Consider the following 22674-nt stretch of genomic DNA (forward strand, 5'->3'; position numbering starts at 1 on the left):
AAAGGAGAATCAGAAGTTATGAGAGAGAGAGGAAGAAAGAACAGAACCAGTGCCACAATGCTGGCAGGATGGAAAAAAGCAGTCGTACTGATGCTGGCACTTATCATGTGCATCAGCAGCATCGTAGTACCACAGCCGGAGGAAGTATCGGCAAAGCAGGCAACATACATTGATTACTTTGGAGAGGATCAGCCAAAGAATCAGATCGTGTTTGCAACATCGGATGATGCCAAATGGCATAAAACGCAGGAACATTGTTGCAATATTTCTACATACAGACATTATCACTGCATGAAAAAGAAAACTGTTTATGCAGGAGAGAAGTTCACGATTGTTCCGGTTGCCATGTTTAAAAATGGAGTGGTGGTAGGATCAAAAAACAGTAAAGACGGTATCAAATCCGGTGAACTGAAATACAAATCCTCGAACACCAGCATTGCAACAGTAAATGCAAAGGGTGTTGTGACAGTAAAGAAAAAAGGAAAATGTAAGATCACTGTGACATCCATCTATGATTCCAAGGTAAAAGGAACATTGAGTCTGACTGTAAGCAAAGGAAAGCAGAAAGCAAAGATCACTTTAAAAGAGAAAAAAGCATCCATTGTTGTCGGAAAGACAACCACTGTCAAAGTAAAATCCTTTAAAGGGATCAGCAATAAGAACATTGCCTTTTCTTCCAGTGACAAAAAAGTTGCAACGGTATCATCCAAAGGAAAAGTAACCGGCAAGAAAGCAGGAAAGGCAACGATCACTGTAACTTCCCTAATCAACAAGAAAGTAAAAGCTGTGTTTAAGGTAACCGTAAAAACGGCGGATATGATTGATACGGACTATTCCGAAAAAGGAAAAGGTAAGATCGTACTTGCAGAAAACAGTGTAACTTTATATCCGGAAAAATCTTTCCATAAGATTTATGATCATTGTGGAGATGCAGAGACTCTTGAATATTATACAGAAGATTATAGTAGTCAGGATCATTTTATTGGAAAACAGCTTTTAGTGCAGAAAGAGAAATACGGACAGGCACAGATCAAAGTAAAACGGATCACTGGTGTAAAGAACAGTGCTGTTTCCTATAAGTCCAGCAACACAAGTGTTGCAGCTGTTTCTTCCACCGGTTTTGTGACACCGAAAAAGGTGGGAACTGCAACGATTACAGTTACGTCAAAAGCCAATAAGAAAGTCCAGGCGAAATACAAGGTAACGGTTAAGAAAAACGACATGGTGCTGGCAGTTGGATTTGATATGTACGATAATATCAAGTACTATGTGAAGAAAAATGATGATGGTACGATTGAATATAGATTAAGAGGAGTAGCAACTGAATTTTTCGCGGCAGATAAAAAAGTGGCAACTTCATGTGATTATGCGGATGCTATTGCAAGCAATAATAAGATTATTATGTCTAGTAGCAATGAAAATATCTTAAGAGTAAAGGATGAATCCTATCTTCAAGCTATAGGAAAAGGATCAGCTATTATTACCTTAAAAACAGCTGATGGACGTTGGAGTTATTCATGGAAGGTAACTGTTAGTGACAAGACAACATCATTTGCTGAATATAGGACAGGATGTACTACAGGAGCTGATAGAGATAAAAATGCAGAAAAGGATGGTTTTGTAACAAAACTTTAAACAGCAAGGAAAATTTAATAAAGTAGATGGCAGTCTATTATAGGCTGCCACAGAAAAGTGAACTGCTTGGCATCTGATTACCTTGCAGTTCATTTTTTATTATTACGGTATTTTCAAAATGAAAATATAAATTACACATGACAAAAAAGTCGAAAGGAGATTTATGAGAAACAGGATAACACAATTAAGCAGATTTTTACTGCTCTGTGCAGTAATGTTTTTGTTCACCATGATCCCACAGAGTGTGAAAGCGATCACGGTAGAAGAAGCAGGAGAAGCCTATATGACGGATTCACAGGCGGGGGCAGGACAACCGCTGTATGGACGGTTGAATATCAACTATACTGGAAATACGAACTATGATACATGGGCTTACGATATTGTTACAAACTATAACACCTATGACAGTGAAAAAGACCAGTATAAAGCCGCTGAAACGGTATTGAAAAAAGCAGATAACTCCGTGATTGGAAAGAAGATCAAAAATAACAGATCTGCAAAGCTTACAAAATCGTCAGGTGGGGATGGAACAGTACGGGCTGCATATTTGGTATGGCAGGCAAGAACAAGTGTAGACAGATCGACGACAGATGCAGCTGCTTTGGCAAAATCAGAAATCGCCTTTGTACTGCCGGATGGATCGGCAAAACTGATAAAGGCACAGTATGCAACTTATGATAACCGGTCGATCGATTATATAGATCAAAAAAAGGAAAATGGAGTAAATAAACAGTACACTTTTGTCAATATGTATGCAGATGTAACAGACATCATTAATAAAAGCAGCAAGATCTATGGAACGTATTCCGTATTCAACATTCCGTATTATGAACATATCGGTGGCGGTGAGGGCGCCGGAGGATGGCAGCTGATCGTTGTGGAAAACTGTGATATAACGGTTCCGATGAGAGCAGTACGTCTTAGAATGTCTGCGGATTTTAATATTGATGATGTTTCAAAACACGATGGAGAATGGGTAGAGAAAGATATCAAGACCGGAATGGTCACAAAAGTGAAGTCAAAGGCATATAAGGCGAATGATAAAGAGCCGTTAACTGGACAATATCTGACGATTTTTGTGTATAGTGGGAACACGGCAGTTAATCTGACAAAACTGAATCTGTATGCACAGAAAGAAACTGAAAAGTTTAATAAAAACAAACGGATTTTCGGACTGTCAAAGGAAGTGAGTCCATATTTATCGATTAATGGAGAGGCACTGTACGATGAAGTAACGACGACAAGGGGAGATTTGGTTGATTTTACAATTCCCAAAGAGAGTACACAGCCTGCCTATGCAAATGATAAATACACGCTGCAGGCCAATACAGGGGATGAAACGCACTGGGTTACCATGTTTGTGACGGGTATTGCGGTAGATATTTCGGATAACTTTGCAGAAGGAGCTCAGGTTACGACAGTAAAAAGCCCGACAACAGTTACTGTTTCACAGAAGATTACCAATAAGACGCTGCAGTCTAAGACGGGATATTACAATGGAAAACTGGTTGTTACATTAGACGAAGCATTAACTCCGACGAATACAAAACCAAAACTCACGGTTTATAATAAGGAGGCTGATAAAACAACCACAATTACAGGCGTTTGGAATGCAAAAGAGCATACCGTAACGTTTTCAGTAGATACGCAAGGTGAAACAGCTATTGGAAAAAGTAAATTTGTAAATCCAAGCAAAGGAAGTTATATTAGTTACAGCATCGACTGTACATATGAAAAAAATTCCGGAAAAGAGGAATTTAAGAATGGATCTAAACTGTCCGGAGATCTAAGATCGCAAAATGTTGCAACAGGTACTACCATTGATGACATATTATCGGAAGAATCGACAGGAATTCCAATTTATGTACTCACTGTCAAAATCGACAAAACTGCTACAAACAAAGCGGTAACGGATGTATATATAAAAGCAAGCGGTAAGGCTGCTAAGGCAGTTGAAAATATAAAAGCGGCTGCACCAGATGCAGGAGGTACAGTAAACAGTAGCAGCACGGTATCCGGTGATTATTATATGGCATCGTATGAGGTGTCGTGCGGTGCAACAATTATTACAACACCAGCTTTCAACACCGGTTATCAGTTCAGCAAATGGACGGATCTCAATGAAAAGACCAACGAATCCAAAGACCGCAAGGTAACATCGGACATGGTAAATGATAAGACCTATGCCTATGAGAGAAGCATGCCGGCCTGTAACCTGACGCTGACACTTACCGGCATCGGGGAGCCATACGAAGTCCGTTATTACATAAACACACCAAGGGCATTGACGAGTACGGATGTATGGAAAGTCGGTAATACATTTACGCTGATCGGAAACAGTGCTACAGAGACAGCGACAAAGAGTTATACCGGAACACAGATCAGCAGTATCTGTAAAAATAACACACCGTATATCTATAAAACATACCGTTACGGCACCTATTATAATGCTGCATTGTCAAGCAGTATCACGATCAATGGTTACCGTAAAGTGATCAGTGGAACCCATACGAAAGCCGGATGGTGGACTGCAGCAAGCGGTGGAACCTATGTAAATGTGGACGGAGCAGCATCCGGAGATAATCAGGGCAAGATCTGTGCCAGTGACTGGCGGGGCTATGCAAAGAGTGGTACTTTATCCAACGGAACCAAAGGAAAGATCATTTCCCTGTATGCACACTGGGAACTGGATCAGGCAGAATATACCGTCCGCCACTGGAAACAGAAAGCAGATGGTATTGCATCAACCCATGACGATAAAAACTATGAACTTGCCGAAACAGAGACGAAAAAAGCACAGATCGGAAGCAAGGTTACTCCTGCAGTAAAGACATACACCGGTTTTGACAGCCCGAAAACACAGACGAAAGAGGTAACTGCAGATGGAAAGATGGTCATTGATTATTATTATGAAAGACATCTATATAATGTAACATTAAATGCCGGAACCGGCATTGAAAAGACGACCGGAGGCGGATCGTACCGCTATGGACAGAGCGTCACCATCGATGCGGCAGTAAAAGAAGGCTATCACTGGTTAAACTGGAAAGGAAATTATAAAGGCGGATCCGGTGGGGAGCAGACCGTAGATGCTAAGAAGTTTGTATTTACGATGCCGGCCGGAAATGTCACGATGACAGCCAATGCAGAGGCAAATAAATATACGATCCATTTTGATCCGAACGGTGGAGCCGGACATATCAATGATATTGAAGCAACGTATGATGAAGACGTAACGCTACCGGATGTATGGAATGCAGACGGAACAGCAGCCTATGTGAAATATACACTGGATGGACAAAACGTGACAGAGGATGTTATTGCCGGAGTGATTCCAAAGGCAATGATGGATGGATATGAAGAGGAAACGGAAGAAATCGAAGATACTGAAGATCCGGATAATGCGGAAGACCCAGAGGGTGCCGGTAATTCAGAGGATGAGGATTCCGAAAACAATGGAGATGATTCGGATGCAGGTAATTCAGATGCAGACGCACAGAATTCCATGAATGCTGTGGAAGAAGCAGGCAATGCAGAAACTGCAGACAACTCTGATGAATCAGACGATGCAGAAATGGCAGACAGTTCCGATGAAGCAGACGAGGCAGAAATGGCAGATAATTCTGATGAATCAGATGATACAGACAATCCTGATGTAACAGACGATACGGATCAGAATGAAAAAGTTGCCGTGACAAAAGAGAATAAAGATGATGCCGAAGATATTGATGCTCTCAATGACTTAGAGGAAGAAGACATCGAGGAAAATAAGAAAGCCGAGGAGCCAAAGAAAAAAGTCTACGCATCCGTATTTATGGGCTGGTCCTTAGAAGATGGCAAAGACACCTTTATCCCACAGTGGAAAGCCGGAGATGCCGTTCGGAACCTTGTGGCAGAAGATGGTGGAGAGATCACACTTTATGCTGTCTGGGACGACTGCCCGTGGATTCAGGCACAGGATCTCTATTATACCTTAGAGCAGGCACAGAGTGGTTTTATCACGGAAGAAGAAATCTTAAGCCATGCAACGGCAACCGACCGGGAAGATGGAAGTCCGATTTTACCGGGAACCAATCCGGCACCGAGTGATCCGGAAGTGTTCACATCTTTCACGATCCCGGACTACCAGGCAGAAGAATTTACAAATCTGCAGCATGATTTTGCCGCATCGGAAAATCTGACTGTAGTTGACCATACAGGAAATACTTATGTGAAACAGATCATGGTGCATGTGACCGATACCACACCGAAAAAACTCACACAGATGGATCTGGCCGGAGTTACCCGTTTCATCAACAGCAAATATTATAACAAATCGTTTGAAGAAGGCGGACTTGAAGATAATTCTATCTGGAAAGTCGATCCGGAATACAAGGCAGCACTGGAAAGCGCATTAAATAACATGGATCATGATACCCCGGCGGAAACCTATGTATTTTCAAAGGAAACGATCAAACAGATGAAACAATATGTGGAAACTCACGGAATTGGAAACAGCAAAGAACCGGATGCGTTGAATAACTTCTATAATCAGTTCCTTGCACCGAATAGGAAATAGATAATAAAACATCAATATTTCCCTTTACAAATTCTTTTGCAGAGCGTAAATTAGAGAGTGCTGGAATCATTTCCCGGCAGTAAAAATATGGAGGTTTACAATGGCAAAAGAATTGTTAAAACGAAGCGAAGTAAAAGAAGAATATACATGGAATTTAAAAGATATGTATGCGTCCGACGAGGATTGGAAAAAAGATCTGGATGAGATTGACAAGATCCTGGATGAAATCGGAAAGATGGAAGGTAAAGTAGCTGCTTGTGCGCAAAATCTGTTATTTGTATTAGAACGCGCAGCTAAGGCAGAGGAAAAACTGGATTATGATTTTAATTATGCAGAGCGTCTGTTTGATGAAGACCAGAAAAATACGGCACATCAGGCAATGTCCCAGAAAATGTATTCTATGCTGACGAAGGTGTCAAGCCAGACTGCATTTATCGTTCCGGAGATCCTTGCAATGGATGAGGCTGTTCTGGAAGGATACTATAAAGAACTTCCAGAGTTAGAACTTTACCGTAAACAGATCGAGGAAATCGAGCGTACCAAGGCACATACACTTTCTGCTGAAATGGAAAAACTGGTAGCGATGACAGGCGATATGGCGGAGACATCCGGACAGGTATATTCCATCATCAACAACGCTGATTTTGTATTCCCGGAGATCAAAGATGAAGAGGGAGATACCGTAAGACTGTCCCATGGTAATTTCGTTCCGTTTGAGGAGTCGGCAGACCGCCGTGTGCGCAAGGATGCATTTGAGGGATTTTATGGTGTGTACAAACAGTATGCAAACACACTTGCTGCATTATATAATGGTCAGGTAAAACAGCAGGTTTTCTATGCAAATGCGAGACACTATCATTCAACACTGGAAGCCGCAGTGGATGCTAACAATGTTTCTCCGACTGTTTATCATAATCTGATCGATACGATCAATAAGAATATGGATAAAATGCACCGTTATGTACGTCTTCGCAAAAAATGCCTTGGCGTGGACGAACTGCATATGTACGACGTTTACACACCAATGATCGCAGATGCCGCAAAGAAGATTTCTTTTGAAGAAGCGAAAGAAACCGTGTTAAAGGCATTAGCACCACTTGGGGAAGAATATGTCGCAAAGGTAAAAGAGGGATTTGAAAGCCGCTGGATCGATGTTTATGAGAACGAGGGAAAGAGAAGCGGAGCTTATTCTGCAGGGGCTTATGGTTCACATCCATATGTGCTGTTAAATCATAATGATACCCTTGATAATATGTTTACGCTGGCACATGAAATGGGACATGCGATGCATTCCTATTATTCAAATTCCAGTCAGCCATACATTTACTCCCAGTATAAGATCTTTGTTGCAGAGGTGGCATCTACCTGTAACGAAGTGCTTTTAATGGAGTATTTGCTGAAAAATACAACTGATAAAAAGGAGCGTGCATATCTGCTCAACCATTATCTTGACAGCTTTAAGGGAACTGTTTACCGTCAGACTATGTTTGCTGAATATGAAATGTTAAGCAATAAGATGGTGGAAGAGGGAGAGAGCCTGACCGCTGAGACGTTAAATAAATTATATTATGACTTAAACTGCAAATATTTTGGACCGGATATGGTATCAGATTCTGAGATTGCCTACGAATGGGCAAGAATCCCTCATTTTTACTATAATTTCTATGTATATCAGTATGCAACGGGATTTTCTTCGGCAGTTGCACTGGCACATGGAATCTTAAAAGAGGGAGCACCTGCGGTAGAACGTTATAAGAAGTTTTTATCCGGTGGCTGTTCTGCCTCTCCGGTTGAGCTGCTTAAGATCGCCGGTGTCAACCTTGAAACACCAAAGCCAATCCAGGAGGCACTGGATGTATTTGGGGAAGTGCTTGATGAAATCGAGGCATTGCTTGCCGAATAATGAATAACCGGTGGAAAATTGTGGAATACTATATCTATACAAGAACAAAACAGGAGGATTTTGTTTTGAAACAGGTAGAAGTATTGATCGATGCACCGGAAAAAGCAAAGAAGCTGTGTCATATCTTAAGTGGCCATAAAGGAGCGTTTGACCTTGCAAAAGGCAGATATACCGTAGATGGAAAATCAATCATTGGAATCTGTACGATGGATCTGTCAAAACCTCTGACACTGACCATACATGAGGAAGATGATACTGTGATGGAGGAAATCCGTGAATTTGTGGTAAAAGGAAGATAACACATTTACCGGAAAACACGGGGCTGTAAATAACCGAATAAAAAGACAGTAACAATCGAAAGTAAGTTGTTACTGTCTTTTTTTGCTTTGTGTGAGTGGCAGTTTTTCTGTTAAAGATAACATCGTATTTCTTTGGCAAGATTTTCCTCAAGATGGATCAGTTCTTTGCAAAATCCCTGGGCCTGTTTGTCCGCGGCCGCATACTGATTATAATAGCGGCAGAGTGATTTGACACCCATATTGCAGCCTTCGGTCAAAAGATCAGCACACACAGCATCACTTTCCTCAACTGCTAACTTGGCATTTGTTTTCAGCCAGGACATTCCTTTTGCAAGCGCATTTGGTTCTTTTGCCGGATCATCGCATTTTTCTAACTGTGCATGGATCTCATTTCCGAGACGCGCATGTTTTTCTTTAGATGCCAGGATGATATTTTTAAAATCTGCATCTGAAATTTTATCACAGATCTCATCCATGGAATAAACTGCCATTTTTGTGCCGGCATTACATTCCCGCAATAATTTTACAGTATCTCCGTTTAACATATAGAATCCCTCTTTTTCATGATTTTTATATTCGCAATAGATAGAATGCGGAACATGCATTCTGTTGTTTAATATGTCTTGAAACAGAATGAATTATGTATTGTTTCAGAAGTACAAAACATTTCTTTGAAAAATAAAAGCAGAAAACTTTACATGATTTTAAACATGTGTCTTGTCATATGTAATGATAAGTGGTATACTACGAAAAGTTTCATTAAAAATCTGAAATGAATGGGCAAAAAATTTGAGAGAGAGTTAAGAGGGCGTATGATAAGTTTGGAAGAATTAGAAGAGTGGAAAAAGAAAAGAGATGCCGTGATCCTGGCACATTATTATGTAAGACCGGAAGTCCAGGCACTTGCCGATTACATCGGAGATTCTTATTTCCTGAGTAAAAAGGCAACAGAGCTTGCAAATAAGACGATCGTACTCTGTGGCGTGACATTTATGGGCGAGAGTGCAAAATTGTTAAATCCGGATAAAACAGTACTGATGCCGGATCTTGCTGCGGACTGCCCGATGGCACATATGGTAACAAAAGAAACCGTACAGGCCGCGAGAGACCAGTACGATGACCTTGCGGTCGTGTGTTATATCAACTCGACACAGGAGATCAAATCGTGGTCGGATGTCTGTGTAACTTCTGCAAATGCGGTAAAGATTGTAAAAAATCTGCCGAATAAACATATTTTATTTATCCCGGACCGGAATCTGGCACATTTTGTCGCCGCAGCGGTGCCGGAAAAAGAATTCATTTACAATGAAGGATTTTGTATTGTACATGAATTTATGCAGGTAGAGGAATTGCTTGATTTAAAGGCAGAGCATCCGGATGCAAAAGTACTGGTTCACCCGGAATGCAATCATAAAATTATTGAAATCGCAGATTTTATCGGATCGACAAGCGGAATTATCAATTTTGCCGGGGAGAGCAGCGACAAAGAATTTATCATTGGCACGGAGTGCGGTGTTCTTACAAAATTAAAAGAGCGCAGACCGGATGCAGAGTTTTATTTCCCGGAAACAACACCGACCTGTGTGAATATGAAAAAAATCACGCCGGAAAAAGTGCTTCATGTGTTAAAAACAGGGGAAAATGAGATCCATGCAAGACCGGAAACGGAAGGCGCTGCAAAAAATGCGCTGGCAAGAATGTTAGAACTTGCCGGAAAATAAAAGCAACATGTGTTAAAACGGAATTCGAAACATTTCCGATGGCGGCACAGAAATGAGGTCAAATATGAAAAATCTGTATTATGATGTAGTGATTGCAGGATGTGGTGTGGCAGGACTTTATGCGGCTTTGAATCTGCCGGAAGAAATGAATATTCTGATGCTTTCAAAAAAAGATTTGGAAAGCTGTGACTCCATGCTGGCACAGGGAGGAATCTGTGTACTGCGGGATGAATCTGATTACGATTCGTACTTTGAAGATACCATGCGGGCCGGACATTATGAAAATCGAAAGGAGAGCGTTGATATTATGATACGTTCCAGCCGGGATGTGATCAACGACCTGTTGAATTTTGGTGTCCGTTTTGCAAAAAATCCGGATGGAAGCCTTGCCTATACCAGGGAGGGAGCTCATTCCCGGCCGAGGATCTGCTTCCATGAGGATATTACCGGAAAGGAGATCACAACGACACTACTATCACATGTAAAAAAATGTTCGAATGTGACCATCTTAGAGTATACGACCATGACAGATATTTTGGTGGATGGTGGCAAATGCACCGGTATGGCCGCAGAAACAAAAGAAGGTGAAACGCTGCATATTCATGCAGACAATACAATTATGGCAACCGGAGGAATCGGGGGTCTTTATGAGCATTCCACCAATTTCCCAATACTGACCGGTGATGCATGCAGGATCGCAAAAGAACACGGTGTGGAACTTGAACATATGGACTATGTACAGATCCACCCAACATGCCTTTACAGTAAAAAGCCTGGAAGGAGTTTCCTGATCTCGGAATCAGCAAGGGGAGAAGGCGCAGTTCTTCTCAATCACAAAGGAGAACGGTTTGTCAATGAACTTCTGCCGCGTGATGTTGTGACAAAAGCAATACAGGAAGAAATGAAAAAAGAAGGTGTGGAGTATGAATGGATCTCATTTGCACATGTTCCAAAGGAAATCATTTTGAAGCATTTTCCGCACATTTATGAAAAATGTCTCGAAGAAGGGTATGATCTTTTAAAAGAACCGGCGCCTATCGTGCCGGCACAGCATTATTTTATGGGCGGTGTCCATGTGAACCGCGATTCTGCGACAACGATGCCAAATCTATATGCAGTCGGGGAGACGAGCTGCAACGGAGTTCACGGAAAGAATCGGCTTGCAAGCAACAGCCTGTTAGAGAGTCTTGTTTTTGCAAAACGTGCAGCAGTAAAAATACAAAATGAAGAGAAAGGAAATGAAGATCATGAATTTGAATCCAATTACCATGCAGCTTGTTGCTGATAAATATATCCGTCTTGCATTAGAGGAAGATATTCACAGTGAGGACGTATCCACAAACGCAGTGATGCCGGAATACAGGGCCGGAGAGGTGGAACTGATCTGTAAACAGGACGGCGTGATCGCCGGACTTCCGGTATTTGAACGTGTATTTACCATGTTAGATGCGTCCACAAAAGTTGAGTGGGCGAAAAATCAGGATGGCAGGGAAGTAAAAGACGGTGATGCTGTAAAAAAAGGACAGCTCCTTGCGACGGTAAAAGGTGACGTGCGGGTTCTTTTATCCGGAGAGCGTACAGCTCTTAATTATCTGCAGCGTTTAAGTGGTATTGCAACATATACACATCAGGTTGCACGGTTATTAGAGGGCAGCAGCACAACATTACTTGATACAAGAAAGACAACACCATGCATGCGTATTTTCGAGAAATATGCCGTATGTGTGGGAGGCGGACAGAATCATCGTTACAATTTATCGGACGGTGTTCTGCTCAAAGATAATCATATTGATGCGGCAGGCGGTGTAAAAGAAGCTATTCTTGCTGCAAAAGCATATGCTCCGTTTGTCCGTAAGATCGAGGTAGAGACAGAAAATCTTGACATGGTAAAAGAAGCCGTGGAAGCAGGTGCGGATATTATCATGCTCGATAACATGACACCGGAACAGATGTCGGAGGCAATCCGGCTGATCGACGGCAGAGCAAAAACAGAGTGCTCCGGAAATATCACAAAAGAGAATATCAAAACGATCACAGCACTCGGAGTGGATTATGTTTCCAGCGGTGCCCTGACACATTCAGCACCGATCTTAGATATCAGCCTGAAACACTTGAAAGTAACAGATTCCCTTCAGTAACGCTTGTAAAAATAGACAGATTCAGCTAAAATAAATGCAGAGTCAAAAAGGAGAGGATCGCAAATGGAAAAAGAAATGACCGGAGCAGACAGAAGAAAAGAAATCCTGTCTATGATACGTGATACAGATACACCGGTATCCGGCACGGCAATTGGAAAAAAAACCGGTGTCAGCAGACAGGTCGTGGTGCAGGATATTGCACTTCTCCGCACACAGGGGTATCCGATTATTTCTACTGCAAGAGGTTATCTGCTGGATGAACCAAAACAGGCAGTCAGGATATTTAAAGTATGCCATACCAATGAACAGGTGGAGGATGAACTGACTACGATCGTTGATCTTGGGGGATGTGTGGTCAATGTCATGGTCAATCACCGCGTTTATGGGAAATTAGATGCTCCGCTAAATATCAAAAGCAGGCGAGATGTGCAGAACTTTATGGATGATTTAAAGACAGGAAAATCGACACCACTTCTCAATGTGACGTCCGGATATCATTTTCATAAGATCAGCGCTGAGAGTGAAGAAGTGTTAGATGAGATAGAGGAAGCACTCAAAAAGAAAGGCTATCTTGCGGAATTACTTCCATATGAACAGTAAGAAATTAAAAAAACCGGGATATTGACTTGAAATCAAATTCGCTTTATAATAAAATCACTTATGCATACGAGAAAGAGATGAAACCGTGATGCATAAGTGATTTTTACGTGACAGGATATTTTGCAGAAACGGAGAGAAATATGATAAAAAGTATGACCGGTTTTGGCCGGTGTGAATTTGCGGATGAGAACCGCAAGTTTACGGTAGAGATAAAAGCCGTAAATCACCGTTATCTCGATGTCAATATCAAGATGCCTAAAAAGCTGAATTTCTTCGAGAGTGCGATCCGTACGCTGTTAAAAGAGTATATGGAGCGCGGTAAGGTTGATATTTTTATCAACTGCGAAGATTATACGCAGGATAATGTTTCATTGAAATATAATGAAGCACTTGCAGCCCAGTATCTGACTTATCTGAACAGTATGGCAGAAAAGTTCGGACTTGATAATGATATCCGTGTGAGTACGCTTTCAAAGTACCCGGACGTGTTTACGATGGAGGAACAGGGCATAGATGAGAAATCTCTGTGGCTCGGACTTGAAAAAGCGATCCGCGGTGCGGCAGAGCAGTTTGTGGAGAGCAGGATCAGGGAAGGCGAGCATTTAAAGAAAGATTTATGCGAGAAACTTGATGGCATGTTATCCTATGTGGATTTCATTGAGGAGCGCTCCCCTGTAATCATTAAGGAGTACAAAGAACGGTTAGAGGCTAAGGTGGCAGAACTGCTAGGAGACCGTCAGATCGATGATGCAAGAATTGCGACGGAGGTAACGATCTTTGCAGATAAGATCTGTGTTGATGAAGAGACAGTCAGACTGCGCAGCCACATTAAGAGTACCAAAGATACCTTGGAAGCTGGTGGCAGTGTGGGAAGAAAACTTGACTTTATTGCGCAGGAGATGAACCGCGAGGCAAATACCATTCTTTCTAAAACCAATGATCTTGCAATTTCTGATATCGGTATCAGTTTAAAAACGGATATTGAAAAGGTCAGGGAACAGATCCAGAATATAGAATAGGGACGGGTGGTATATGGCAAAGCTAATGAATATTGGATTTGGCAATATGGTCAATACCGATAAGATTGTCTGTATCGTATCTTCAGACTCCGCACCGGCAAAGCGTATGGTGCAAAAAGGCAAAGAACAGGAAAATCTGATCGATGCAACACAGGGACGCAGGACCAAAAGCGTCATTTTTACAGAAAACAACAAAATCATTTTATCAGCATTGCAGCCGGAGACGCTTGCCGGCAGATTTAATGGCAATGCCACAGAGGTATATGATGATACGAAAGAATAGAGGAATCCTTACCGTGGTATCCGGATTTTCCGGTTCGGGAAAAGGAACCATCATGAAAGAATTAATGAAAAAATATGCTGACAGCTATGCACTTTCCATCTCGGCTACGACGAGAAATCCAAGACCGGGTGAAACGGATGGTGTGGAATATTTTTTCCGTACAAAAGAACAGTTTGAGCAGATGATAAAAGACGATGCACTGATCGAATATGCGCAGTTCGTCGGCAATTATTATGGCACGCCGAAGGCATATGTGGAAGAACAGTTAGAGGCAGGAAAAGATGTCATCTTAGAGATCGAGATCCAGGGAGCATTAAAAGTCAAAGAAAAATTCCCGGATACATTGCTTTTGTTTGTGACACCGCCGAGTGCCAAAGAGTTAAAAAACCGTCTGATAGGCAGAGGAACCGAGACGATGGACGTGATCGAGTCAAGACTTGCAAGAGCCGTTGAAGAGGCGGAGGGAATTGAGTCCTATGACTATCTGGTAGTCAATGACGTGTTAGAAGACTGTGTGGAAGAAGTTCATCAGATCATTCAGAATGAACATTACCGTGTAAACCGTAATGAGTCAGCTATACAGGAAATGCGGAATGAACTAAAAACATTTTCAAAATAGTCTGTTCATGAAACAGATAAAAATCTGTAACATAAATATAAGAATCTAAGAGCGGGAGACCGCCATATGCGCAATGCGCAAAGAAAGGGGAATTATCATGATACATCCATCTTATGTAGAATTAATGAAAGTAGTAAACGACGGTGTGGAAATTGGTGAGGAGCCGGTTGTAAACAGCCGTTATTCCATTGTGATTGCAGCTGCAAAAAGAGCACGCCAGATCATTGCAGGAGATGAGCCGATGGCAGAGAAAAAAGTGTGCCCGAAACCATTATCCATCGCAGTAGAAGAACTTTACGAAGGAAAGGTAAAGATTTTACCGGAGACATCGGATGAAGAATAATTTAAAACTTTTATTTGTATCACTTGGATGTGACAAGAATCTGGTCGACACAGAGTTTATGCTTGGCATGTTAAGAGATGATGGAATCGAAATGACAGATGATGAGCAGGAAGCAGACATTATCATTGTCAATACCTGCTGCTTTATCAATGATGCAAAAGAAGAAAGTATCAATACGATTCTTGAGATGGCAGAACTGAAAAAAGAAGCCAGATTAAAGTCTCTGATCGTGACCGGATGCCTTGCACAGCGTTATAAAGAAGAAATCGTAAAAGAAATCCCGGAAGTGGATGCAATTCTTGGAACGAATTCCTATGAGGATATTGTAAACGCAGTGCATCAGTCCTTAGAGGGCAAACATTATGAGAATTTCAAGACCTTAGAGGGATTGCCGACACTGCACACCAAACGTTCTGTGACAACAGGCGGACATTTTGCTTATTTAAAGATCGCAGAGGGATGCAACAAGCGCTGCACATACTGCATTATTCCGTATATCCGCGGAAATTACCGCAGTGTTCCGATGGAAGATCTGATCGAACAGGCAAAAGAACTGGTTGCTGCAGGAGCAAAAGAACTCATCCTGGTGGCACAGGAGACCACACTCTACGGAGTTGATCTCTATGGTGAAAAGTCACTGCACCGTTTATTAGATGAGTTAAACAAGATCAAAGACCTGTTCTGGATCCGTATCATGTACTGTTATCCGGAAGAAATATACGAAGGTCTGATTGATGCCATGATCCGCAATCAGAAAGTATGCCATTATCTGGATATCCCGATCCAGCATGCAAATGATACCATATTAAAACGCATGGGACGAAGAACGAGTAATGCAGATCTTGTAAAGATCATTACGCATCTGCGTGAACGCATTCCGGACATTACACTGCGTACGACGCTGATCTGTGGTTTCCCGGGTGAAACACAGGAAATGCATGAGGAACTGATGCAGTTTATCAATGACATGGAATTTGACCGTCTTGGTGCTTTTACCTATTCACCGGAGGAGGGAACGCCTGCTGCAGAGTTTACCGATCAGGTGGATGAAAATCTGAAAAAAGACTGGCAGGCAGATGTCATGGAATTACAGGAAGAGATTATTTTTGATAAAAATGAGACCATGAAAGGCAGAGAGTTATACGTTTTCATTGAAGGGAAAGTGAGTGATGAAAATGCTTATGTTGGAAGAACTTACCGTGATGCACCGGATGTAGATGGTTATATTTTTATTAATACAGATGAAGAACTCATGACGGGCGATATCGCGAAAGTACGTGTGACAGGCGCCTATGAGTATGACCTGATTGGAGAATTGATCTAGCAGTATTTAAAATTTATTGTGCAGAAATGGAGAGTGTAAATTATGAATTTACCAAATAAACTGACGGTAATGCGTATGATATTGATTCCGTTTTTTGTTTTCTTTATGCTTGCTCCGTATTTTGAAGGTTATGGCAATTATATTGCAGTAGCTATTTTTATCATTGCAAGTCTTACCGACATGCTGGATGGAAAAATTGCAAGAAAGTACAATCTGGTTACTGATTTTGGAAAATTTATGGATCCTCTGGCAGACAAGCTGCTTGTCTGCTCTGCAATGATCTGTCTGATTGAGAAAGGGCAGCTTGCAGCCTGGATTGTCATCATTATCATTGCGAGAGAATTTATCATCAGTGGATTTCGTCTGGTCGCTGCAGATAATGGAATTGTAATTGCTGCAAGTTATTGGGGAAAATTTAAAACGGTTTTCCAGATGCTTATGGTGATTGTGCTGATCTTAGATATTCCAAATCCGTTCTTTGCAGTGCTTGGCACGGTTCTTACATACATTGCTTTGGCGCTGACAGTCGTATCACTGATCGATTATATTGCCAAAAATAAAAATGTTTTAAAAGAACAGAAATAGGAGAATAGCAGTTGGCTGAACATGTATATGATTCCAGTGATTCCTGTACCGGCAAAAGTGCAGTACAGGAACCGCTGGAATATTCCATTTATGGTTTGTTAAAAAAATATCAAATTACAATTACAACAGCGGAGTCCGCCACGGGTGGGATGATCGCGTCCACGCTGATCAATGTTCCGGGAATCTCAGAGTTTTTTACAGAGGGGTATGTGACATATTCAAATGAAGCAAAAGTTAAAATGATACATGTTGCACCGGAAACAATCGATACCTATGGCGTGGTAAGCAGTGAAACAGCGGCGGATATGGCTGCTTCTGCAGCAAAAACGGCTGCAACAATGGCGGCAGTATCCGTGACAGGTGTTGCCGGACCAGATGGGGGAACGAAAGAATGCCCGGTCGGGCTGGTGTTTATCGGCTGTTATCTGAATGGAAAGACAGTGACGGAGCGTCATATGTTTTCCGGCAGCCGCATGGATGTAAGAAAGAGCGCCACAGAAAGCGCACTTTCCATGTTAAAAAAATGTATAGAAGAAACGTATGCAGTGTGAAAAATCCATATAGGAAAGATATTTTACACTAGAAAGGCATGGTTATTAGTATGAGAATTATTGCAGGAACAGCGAGAAGCCTTCCTTTAAAAACGGTAGAAGGACTTGACACCAGACCTACCACAGACCGTATCAAAGAGACATTGTTTAATATCATACAGGATGAGATCCCTGGATGCTATTTTTTGGATCTGTTTGCAGGAAGCGGACAGATGGGACTTGAGGCAGTCAGCCGCGGTGCGCAGTATGCCGTTTTTGTCGAAAATAATAAAAAAGCTGCTGCATGCGTGGAGGACAATATCCGCTTTACCAAGTTTACAAAAGAAACAAAATTATATAATTCGGATGTTTTATCAGCTTTAAGAGCGATGGAAGGAAAATACCGGTTTGATATCATTTTTATGGATCCTCCCTATAAACAGGAATTTGAATATGATGTACTTTCTTACCTGAAAGATTCTTCGCTTTTAAAAGAAAATGGAATCATCATCGTCGAAGCATCGTTGGATACAGCGTTTGACTATTTGCCGGATATGGGATTCACATTGAAACGATTAAAGACGTATAAGACAAATGAACATGCATTTATCATCAAAAATCAATAGAAAAAATACATGATCCATTTGTATGGGAGGAACCTATGAAAAAAGCAATTTATCCGGGAAGTTTTGATCCGTTGACGTTAGGACATTTAGATATTATAGAACGATCTGCTAGAATTGTGGACGAGCTTGTGGTCGGAGTACTTAATAACAGTGCAAAAAATTCGTTGTTTTCTTTAGATGAACGTGTTAGTATGATTAAGGAGATGACAGATTCCATGCCAAATGTTACAGTGACAAGTTTTAATGGTCTTTTAGTCGATTATATGAGAGAAATCGATGCGACGATCATTGTAAGAGGGCTACGCGCTGTAACAGATTTTGAATATGAACTTCAGATTGCACAGACAAATCATGTGGAAAATCCGGAAGTGGAGACAATTTTTTTGACAACCAGTCTCCAGTATTCTTATTTAAGCTCTACAATCGTGAAAGAATTTGCATCTTATGGAGGAGATTTATCCAAGTTTGTGCCGGCACGTTTTATAGACCGGATATATGATAAGTATCAGATTAAAAAATAAGGAGTGGTTACTATGGCCAGCAGAATTGAACAGATAATAGACGAGATTGAAGACTATATTGACGGCTGTAAGACGCAGGCTTTTGCACCGTCTAAGATCATTGTAAACCGCGAAACTATGGAAGAACTATTAAATGAACTCCGCAGCAAGACACCGGATGAGATCAAGCGTTATCAGAAGATTATCAGCAATAAAGAAGCAATCTTAGCGGATGCGCAGGCGAAAGCGGATGCAATCATTGCACAGGCACAGGTAAAAACAGATGAACTTGTCAGTGAGCATGAAATTATGCAGCAGGCATATGCACAGGCAAATGAGGTTGTTATGATCGCAACCAAACAGGCTCAGGAAATCTTAGACAATGCAACAAATGACGCCAATAATATCCGTATGGGTGCCATGCAGTATACAGACGATATTTTGAAAAATTTAGAGAGTACAATTTCACATGCCATGGATTCTTCTAAGGCAAGGAGTGATGCATATATGAGTACTCTGCAGGGATTCCTTGATGTTGTTACAACGAACCGTGCCGAATTGAATCCTACGGCAGACATACAGGAAGAAACGCAGACGGATACACAAGAGTTACAACAGACCATGCCAGAACAGCAGTAATTAGGGTCATAAGCAGTTTAAAGATTCCATATTTTTTGATGGAAAGACCGGTTCCTTTGATCATCGAACTGGTCTGTGCCAGACCGGAACATCCGCCGAAGGCAGTAAAAGTCATGGCAAGTAAATAACGGCAGGCAGGTGTAAGGGGTGACTGGCTGGCAGCTTTGATCCCGTTTGTGATTTCTGTCAATCCGGTGAGCATCAGTTTTGTGGTTTCTGGCAGTGGAAGCAGCCGGAACATGGAAGATATCATGGAAAACAGCATAATATAACCTCCAAGTCTGGTTAGTGTTTCGAAACCGTTCATGATGCCGGCGTCTATGATTTTAAAATTTATTTGAGATCCAGATGCTGGCTTTTTGTATGTGGTGGAGTGGTTTGATACTGATTGCTTTTTCTCTGTAAAGAAAAAGAGCAGTCTACCGGCAATGAGAGGCGGCAAAAATATTACCAGATAGCTGAGTGGTATCAGGGAAGGCATATGAAGTTCCTGGCAGAGAATATAGCTGCTGATAAATACAGGACTGATGTTGTTTGTCACCATAAACAGTATTTCGGCTTCCTGATATTCTAACTGCCCGCATTTTAGCATTTCAGCACAGTTTTTGCTTCCCATCGGAAAGCCGAACAGAAAACCGGACAGCAGCACAAAAGAGCCATTTCTGCTGGCTGGTAAGATCAGACGTAGGAGCGGATAGAGAAGTTTTACAAGATATCCGGTAAAACCAGAGTAGATCAGGATATTGGATAAAATCGCAAATGGCAGCAGAGAGGGAAGCACCCGCTCATACCAGAGAACCAGCCCGTCGGTTGCTGCAGTTACTGCGTCCTGCGGGAAAAATAAAATATAAACGATAAAAATAAGGATACACAAGAATATTAATTTCTTTTTCATATTAGAATATATGAGAAACAGGAGGCATCTATGAAGAACAAATTAAATTTACCAGAGTTAGAATCCAAAAAAGTATTTGCATATTTTGAGGAGTTGGCAGCAATTCCGCATGGTTCAAGAAATACCAGACAGATCAGCGATTACCTGATTTCTTTTGCAAAAGAACATGGTTTAGAGTGCTATCAGGATGAGGCAAACAATGTTGTGATCATTCAGGAGGCATCTGACGGATATGAAAGTGCAGACCCGATCATCATGCAGGGACATATGGATATGGTCTGTGAGAAGGAAAAAGGCGTGGAGATCGATTTTGAGAAAGACGGTCTGGAGCTTTATGTAGACGGCGATTTCTTAAAAGCAAAAGGCACGACTTTAGGCGGTGATGATGGTGTTGCGGTTGCTTATATCCTCGCAATTATGGATTCACCGGAGATTGCGCATCCAAGACTTGAGGCTGTGATCACGGTTGATGAGGAGATCGGCATGCTCGGAGCAGAGGTCATAGATCTTTCCATGTTAAAAGGCCATAAGATGTTAAATATTGATTCCGATGTGGAAGGACATTTCCTGACAAGTTGTGCTGGCGGTATGACTGTGGATACTGTGATCCCTGTCACATGGCAGAAACAGCAGGGATATGGCGCAGGACTGACTGTGACTGGCTTAGAGGGGGGGCACTCCGGCAGTGAGATCGATAAGGAACATGCCAATGCCAATATCCTGATGGGACGTGTGTTAAAATATCTTTCCGACCGAATGGAACTGGCGGTTGTATCACTTGCAGGCGGCTTAAAAGATAATGCAATCCCGCGTGAGTGTGAGGCAGAGATCGTCATTCCGGAAGAGAAAAAAGCAGAACTTTCCGATTATATTACAGAACTGGAAAAGATTTTTAAAAAAGAGTATGCTGTCTCAGATCCGGCTGTCTGCATTGAAATAAAAGAGAATGGAACAGGGGAGTATGATGTATTATCTTATTCTTCCATGACAAAAGTGATCTTTTATCTGCGCAACGTGCCAAACGGCGTGCAGCATATGAGCATGGTAATGCCTGGACTGGTAGAGACTTCTTTAAATACCGGAATCATGAAACTGACAACAGATGGCCTTGAGCTGACCGCATCTGTGCGAAGCAGTGTCTCCACAAGAAAAGAAGAATTAAAAGATAAATTAGAGTATCTGGCCGAATTTTTAGGCGGTGAGATCTCTGTAAGCGGGGATTATCCGGCATGGGAGTATCGCGCGGAGTCTGATATCCGTGAGGGAATCAGTGCCGTATACGAAGAATTATTCCACGAGGAGCCAGTGTTTGAGGCAATCCATGCAGGACTTGAGTGCGGTATCTTATCCGGCAAGATCGCAGATCTCGACTGCGTTTCCTTCGGACCGAATAACTTTGATATCCATACACCGAAGGAGCGTCTCAGCATTTCTTCTACCGAAAAAGTATGGAAACTGATTGTGGAATTTTTAAAGAGAAGTAAATAAAAACGTTTGTCATAAATTTAATATTGCAAAAATAAGGGAGTACGGACTGGTCTTATGAAAAAAGTCAGATTGTGGCTGCTTGTGTTTTTATGTATGATGGCAGTGTTTCAGGTACTTTTGACAGAAGAACTTTTAGAGAGTGCACACAGGAGAAACTGTTTTTCTTATGAAACGGCATTTCGCAATCTGCGGAACCATAATCTGACAAAAGATCAGGTCAATACCTTTTTTAACAATGCCGGATCCGATATGGAAGGGTTTTGTGAGCTTTTGACGATGTATTTTGCATCGGACTGCCAGATGACAGATCCTAAGCTGTTGAAGAAACAGGTCGCAGATGCAAAAAAATATCGTGGCAATGAATTTACAGAGATAAACGGATATGTCAAAAGCGTCTGGAGTGACCTTTTGTGTTTTCCGGTGGGAAAGATCGCAGGAAAACCGGAAGATAACGTTGTATTTGAAAATAGCTGGATGCAGAGCCGGACTTTTGGCGGCGACCGCGGACATGAGGGAACCGATATCATGGCATCGGAAAATGTGCGGGGCATATATCCGGTCTACAGTATGACCGACGGCGTTGTGGAAAATATAGGCTGGCTCCGTCTTGGCGGCTACCGGATCGGAATCCGGAGTCCGTCCGGTGCATATTTTTATTATGCCCATCTGGCGGAGTATGCAAAAGACTTTCAGATCGGTGAAACAGTATCGGCGGGCACATTTCTCGGCTTTATGGGTGACACCGGTTACAGCGATGTGGAGGGCACGACCGGGAATTTTGCAGTCCATCTTCATATGGGAATCTATCTGAATGATAAAGATGGAACAGAGTTTTCGGTAAATTCCTATCCGATGCTTTCTTATTTATGGGAAAGACAAGGAGGCGCACTTAGGTGAGCCGCCATTTTTCGACAACATCATTTGCAGCATAATTTGAATATTATACAGATATAGTAAATAATGGCTATT

22 protein-coding genes are annotated in these 22674 nt (G+C 41.8%); 20 read left to right on the top strand and 2 right to left on the bottom strand.

The genetic code is table 11. The annotated features are described in order from the left end of the window. Positions 1–18: 18 nt before the first annotated feature. The 4 genes from RIL182_RS09455 to RIL182_RS09470 all read left to right on the top strand — a co-directional run bounded on the left by RIL182_RS09455 (position 19) and on the right by RIL182_RS09470 (position 8395). Complete coding sequence (locus RIL182_RS09455; RefSeq protein ID WP_006856042.1) at positions 19–1635, top strand: Ig-like domain-containing protein; 1617 nt, start codon at positions 19–21, stop codon at positions 1633–1635. Between the two features lie 163 nt (positions 1636–1798). Continuing rightward, a complete protein-coding gene (locus tag RIL182_RS09460; protein ID WP_044998658.1) occupies positions 1799–6193 on the top strand; it encodes an InlB B-repeat-containing protein in 4395 nt (1464 codons plus the stop codon). Between the two features lie 100 nt (positions 6194–6293). After that, complete coding sequence (pepF, locus tag RIL182_RS09465) at positions 6294–8096, top strand: oligoendopeptidase F (RefSeq protein WP_006856045.1); 1803 nt, start codon at positions 6294–6296, stop codon at positions 8094–8096. A 65-nt stretch (positions 8097–8161) separates the two neighbouring features. Further along, the gene (locus tag RIL182_RS09470) at positions 8162–8395 is read left to right on the top strand and encodes an HPr family phosphocarrier protein (protein WP_242655488.1); all 234 of its coding nucleotides are present in this window, start codon (positions 8162–8164) and stop codon (positions 8393–8395) included. Between the two features lie 110 nt (positions 8396–8505). On the opposite strand, the gene RIL182_RS09475 is transcribed toward RIL182_RS09470, so the two are convergent. After that, on the bottom strand, positions 8506–9000 hold the full coding sequence (locus RIL182_RS09475) for a hypothetical protein (RefSeq protein WP_006856047.1): 495 nt from the start codon (positions 8998–9000) through the stop codon (positions 8506–8508). Between the two features lie 207 nt (positions 9001–9207). Here RIL182_RS09475 and nadA point away from each other — a divergent pair, with 207 nt between their 5' ends. From nadA to RIL182_RS09545, 14 genes are all read left to right on the top strand, one after another. Continuing rightward, positions 9208–10116, top strand: a complete 909-nt coding sequence (gene nadA, locus RIL182_RS09480; protein ID WP_022112947.1) for a quinolinate synthase NadA — start codon at positions 9208–9210, stop codon at positions 10114–10116. Positions 10117–10180: 64 nt separating this feature from the next. Continuing rightward, positions 10181–11401, top strand: a complete 1221-nt coding sequence (locus RIL182_RS09485; protein WP_006856049.1) for an L-aspartate oxidase — start codon at positions 10181–10183, stop codon at positions 11399–11401. Then, a complete protein-coding gene (gene nadC, locus RIL182_RS09490) occupies positions 11370–12254 on the top strand; it encodes a carboxylating nicotinate-nucleotide diphosphorylase (protein WP_172606738.1) in 885 nt (294 codons plus the stop codon). Before RIL182_RS09485 ends, nadC begins: the two co-directional genes overlap by 32 nt. 63 nt (positions 12255–12317) lie before the next feature. After that, complete coding sequence (locus RIL182_RS09495; RefSeq protein ID WP_006856051.1) at positions 12318–12854, top strand: transcription repressor NadR; 537 nt, start codon at positions 12318–12320, stop codon at positions 12852–12854. A gap of 140 nt (positions 12855–12994) precedes the next feature. Continuing rightward, entirely contained in the window at positions 12995–13873 is an 879-nt protein-coding gene (locus RIL182_RS09500) for a YicC/YloC family endoribonuclease (protein ID WP_044998696.1), read from the top strand. A 13-nt stretch (positions 13874–13886) separates the two neighbouring features. Next, positions 13887–14156 carry a DUF370 domain-containing protein gene (locus tag RIL182_RS09505; RefSeq protein ID WP_006856054.1) on the top strand — a complete coding sequence of 90 codons (270 nt, stop codon included), beginning with the start codon at positions 13887–13889 and terminating at the stop codon, positions 14154–14156. Continuing rightward, on the top strand, positions 14137–14775 hold the full coding sequence (gene gmk / locus RIL182_RS09510; RefSeq protein WP_006856055.1) for a guanylate kinase: 639 nt from the start codon (positions 14137–14139) through the stop codon (positions 14773–14775). Before RIL182_RS09505 ends, gmk begins: the two co-directional genes overlap by 20 nt. 97 nt (positions 14776–14872) lie before the next feature. Beyond that, the gene (gene rpoZ, locus RIL182_RS09515) at positions 14873–15118 is read left to right on the top strand and encodes a DNA-directed RNA polymerase subunit omega (protein WP_044998697.1); all 246 of its coding nucleotides are present in this window, start codon (positions 14873–14875) and stop codon (positions 15116–15118) included. Beyond that, positions 15108–16442, top strand: a complete 1335-nt coding sequence (gene rimO / locus RIL182_RS09520; protein ID WP_006856057.1) for a 30S ribosomal protein S12 methylthiotransferase RimO — start codon at positions 15108–15110, stop codon at positions 16440–16442. Before rpoZ ends, rimO begins: the two co-directional genes overlap by 11 nt. Before the next feature lie 42 nt (positions 16443–16484). Then, positions 16485–17027, top strand: a complete 543-nt coding sequence (pgsA, locus tag RIL182_RS09525; protein WP_006856058.1) for a CDP-diacylglycerol--glycerol-3-phosphate 3-phosphatidyltransferase — start codon at positions 16485–16487, stop codon at positions 17025–17027. A gap of 11 nt (positions 17028–17038) precedes the next feature. Next, on the top strand, positions 17039–17578 hold the full coding sequence (locus RIL182_RS09530; protein ID WP_006856059.1) for a CinA family protein: 540 nt from the start codon (positions 17039–17041) through the stop codon (positions 17576–17578). A gap of 50 nt (positions 17579–17628) precedes the next feature. Next, positions 17629–18183, top strand: coding sequence for a 16S rRNA (guanine(966)-N(2))-methyltransferase RsmD (rsmD, locus tag RIL182_RS09535; RefSeq protein ID WP_172606709.1), 555 nt, complete (start codon positions 17629–17631; stop codon positions 18181–18183). A gap of 35 nt (positions 18184–18218) precedes the next feature. Beyond that, positions 18219–18704 (top strand): pantetheine-phosphate adenylyltransferase, encoded by a 486-nt coding sequence (coaD, locus tag RIL182_RS09540; protein WP_006856061.1) that lies wholly within the window; start codon positions 18219–18221, stop codon positions 18702–18704. A 12-nt stretch (positions 18705–18716) separates the two neighbouring features. Continuing rightward, positions 18717–19322, top strand: coding sequence for a hypothetical protein (locus RIL182_RS09545; protein WP_006856062.1), 606 nt, complete (start codon positions 18717–18719; stop codon positions 19320–19322). Here RIL182_RS09545 and RIL182_RS09550 read toward each other — a convergent pair. Beyond that, entirely contained in the window at positions 19249–20217 is a 969-nt protein-coding gene (locus RIL182_RS09550; protein WP_044998663.1) for a nucleoside recognition domain-containing protein, read from the bottom strand. The genes RIL182_RS09545 and RIL182_RS09550 overlap by 74 nt on opposite strands. Before the next feature lie 30 nt (positions 20218–20247). Here RIL182_RS09550 and RIL182_RS09555 point away from each other — a divergent pair, with 30 nt between their 5' ends. Both RIL182_RS09555 and RIL182_RS09560 read left to right on the top strand, forming a co-directional pair. Continuing rightward, complete coding sequence (locus RIL182_RS09555; RefSeq protein ID WP_134523267.1) at positions 20248–21705, top strand: aminoacyl-histidine dipeptidase; 1458 nt, start codon at positions 20248–20250, stop codon at positions 21703–21705. Positions 21706–21759: 54 nt separating this feature from the next. Beyond that, positions 21760–22602 (top strand): M23 family metallopeptidase, encoded by an 843-nt coding sequence (locus RIL182_RS09560; protein WP_006856066.1) that lies wholly within the window; start codon positions 21760–21762, stop codon positions 22600–22602. Positions 22603–22674: the final 72 nt, after the last annotated feature.

This window comes from Roseburia intestinalis L1-82 (assembly GCF_900537995.1).
Classification (GTDB): domain Bacteria; phylum Bacillota; class Clostridia; order Lachnospirales; family Lachnospiraceae; genus Roseburia; species Roseburia intestinalis.

Bases quoted from the DNA above. Each gene is read 5' to 3' on its own strand.
- RIL182_RS09550 (WP_044998663.1), bottom strand. From the start codon at position 20,217: ATGAAAAAGAAATTAATATTCTTGTGTATCCTTATTTTTATCGTTTAT.
- pepF (WP_006856045.1), top strand. From the start codon at position 6,294: ATGGCAAAAGAATTGTTAAAACGAAGCGAAGTAAAAGAAGAATATACA.
- gmk (WP_006856055.1), top strand. From the start codon at position 14,137: ATGATGATACGAAAGAATAGAGGAATCCTTACCGTGGTATCCGGATTT.
- coaD (WP_006856061.1), top strand. From the start codon at position 18,219: ATGAAAAAAGCAATTTATCCGGGAAGTTTTGATCCGTTGACGTTAGGA.
- RIL182_RS09495 (WP_006856051.1), top strand. From the start codon at position 12,318: ATGGAAAAAGAAATGACCGGAGCAGACAGAAGAAAAGAAATCCTGTCT.
- rpoZ (WP_044998697.1), top strand. From the start codon at position 14,873: ATGATACATCCATCTTATGTAGAATTAATGAAAGTAGTAAACGACGGT.
- RIL182_RS09475 (WP_006856047.1), bottom strand. From the start codon at position 9,000: ATGCATGTTCCGCATTCTATCTATTGCGAATATAAAAATCATGAAAAA.
- RIL182_RS09545 (WP_006856062.1), top strand. From the start codon at position 18,717: ATGGCCAGCAGAATTGAACAGATAATAGACGAGATTGAAGACTATATT.
- RIL182_RS09460 (WP_044998658.1), top strand. From the start codon at position 1,799: ATGAGAAACAGGATAACACAATTAAGCAGATTTTTACTGCTCTGTGCA.
- RIL182_RS09500 (WP_044998696.1), top strand. From the start codon at position 12,995: ATGATAAAAAGTATGACCGGTTTTGGCCGGTGTGAATTTGCGGATGAG.
- RIL182_RS09560 (WP_006856066.1), top strand. From the start codon at position 21,760: ATGAAAAAAGTCAGATTGTGGCTGCTTGTGTTTTTATGTATGATGGCA.
- rimO (WP_006856057.1), top strand. From the start codon at position 15,108: ATGAAGAATAATTTAAAACTTTTATTTGTATCACTTGGATGTGACAAG.
- nadA (WP_022112947.1), top strand. From the start codon at position 9,208: ATGATAAGTTTGGAAGAATTAGAAGAGTGGAAAAAGAAAAGAGATGCC.
- pgsA (WP_006856058.1), top strand. From the start codon at position 16,485: ATGAATTTACCAAATAAACTGACGGTAATGCGTATGATATTGATTCCG.
- RIL182_RS09485 (WP_006856049.1), top strand. From the start codon at position 10,181: ATGAAAAATCTGTATTATGATGTAGTGATTGCAGGATGTGGTGTGGCA.
- RIL182_RS09555 (WP_134523267.1), top strand. From the start codon at position 20,248: ATGAAGAACAAATTAAATTTACCAGAGTTAGAATCCAAAAAAGTATTT.
- RIL182_RS09455 (WP_006856042.1), top strand. From the start codon at position 19: ATGAGAGAGAGAGGAAGAAAGAACAGAACCAGTGCCACAATGCTGGCA.
- RIL182_RS09505 (WP_006856054.1), top strand. From the start codon at position 13,887: ATGGCAAAGCTAATGAATATTGGATTTGGCAATATGGTCAATACCGAT.
- rsmD (WP_172606709.1), top strand. From the start codon at position 17,629: ATGAGAATTATTGCAGGAACAGCGAGAAGCCTTCCTTTAAAAACGGTA.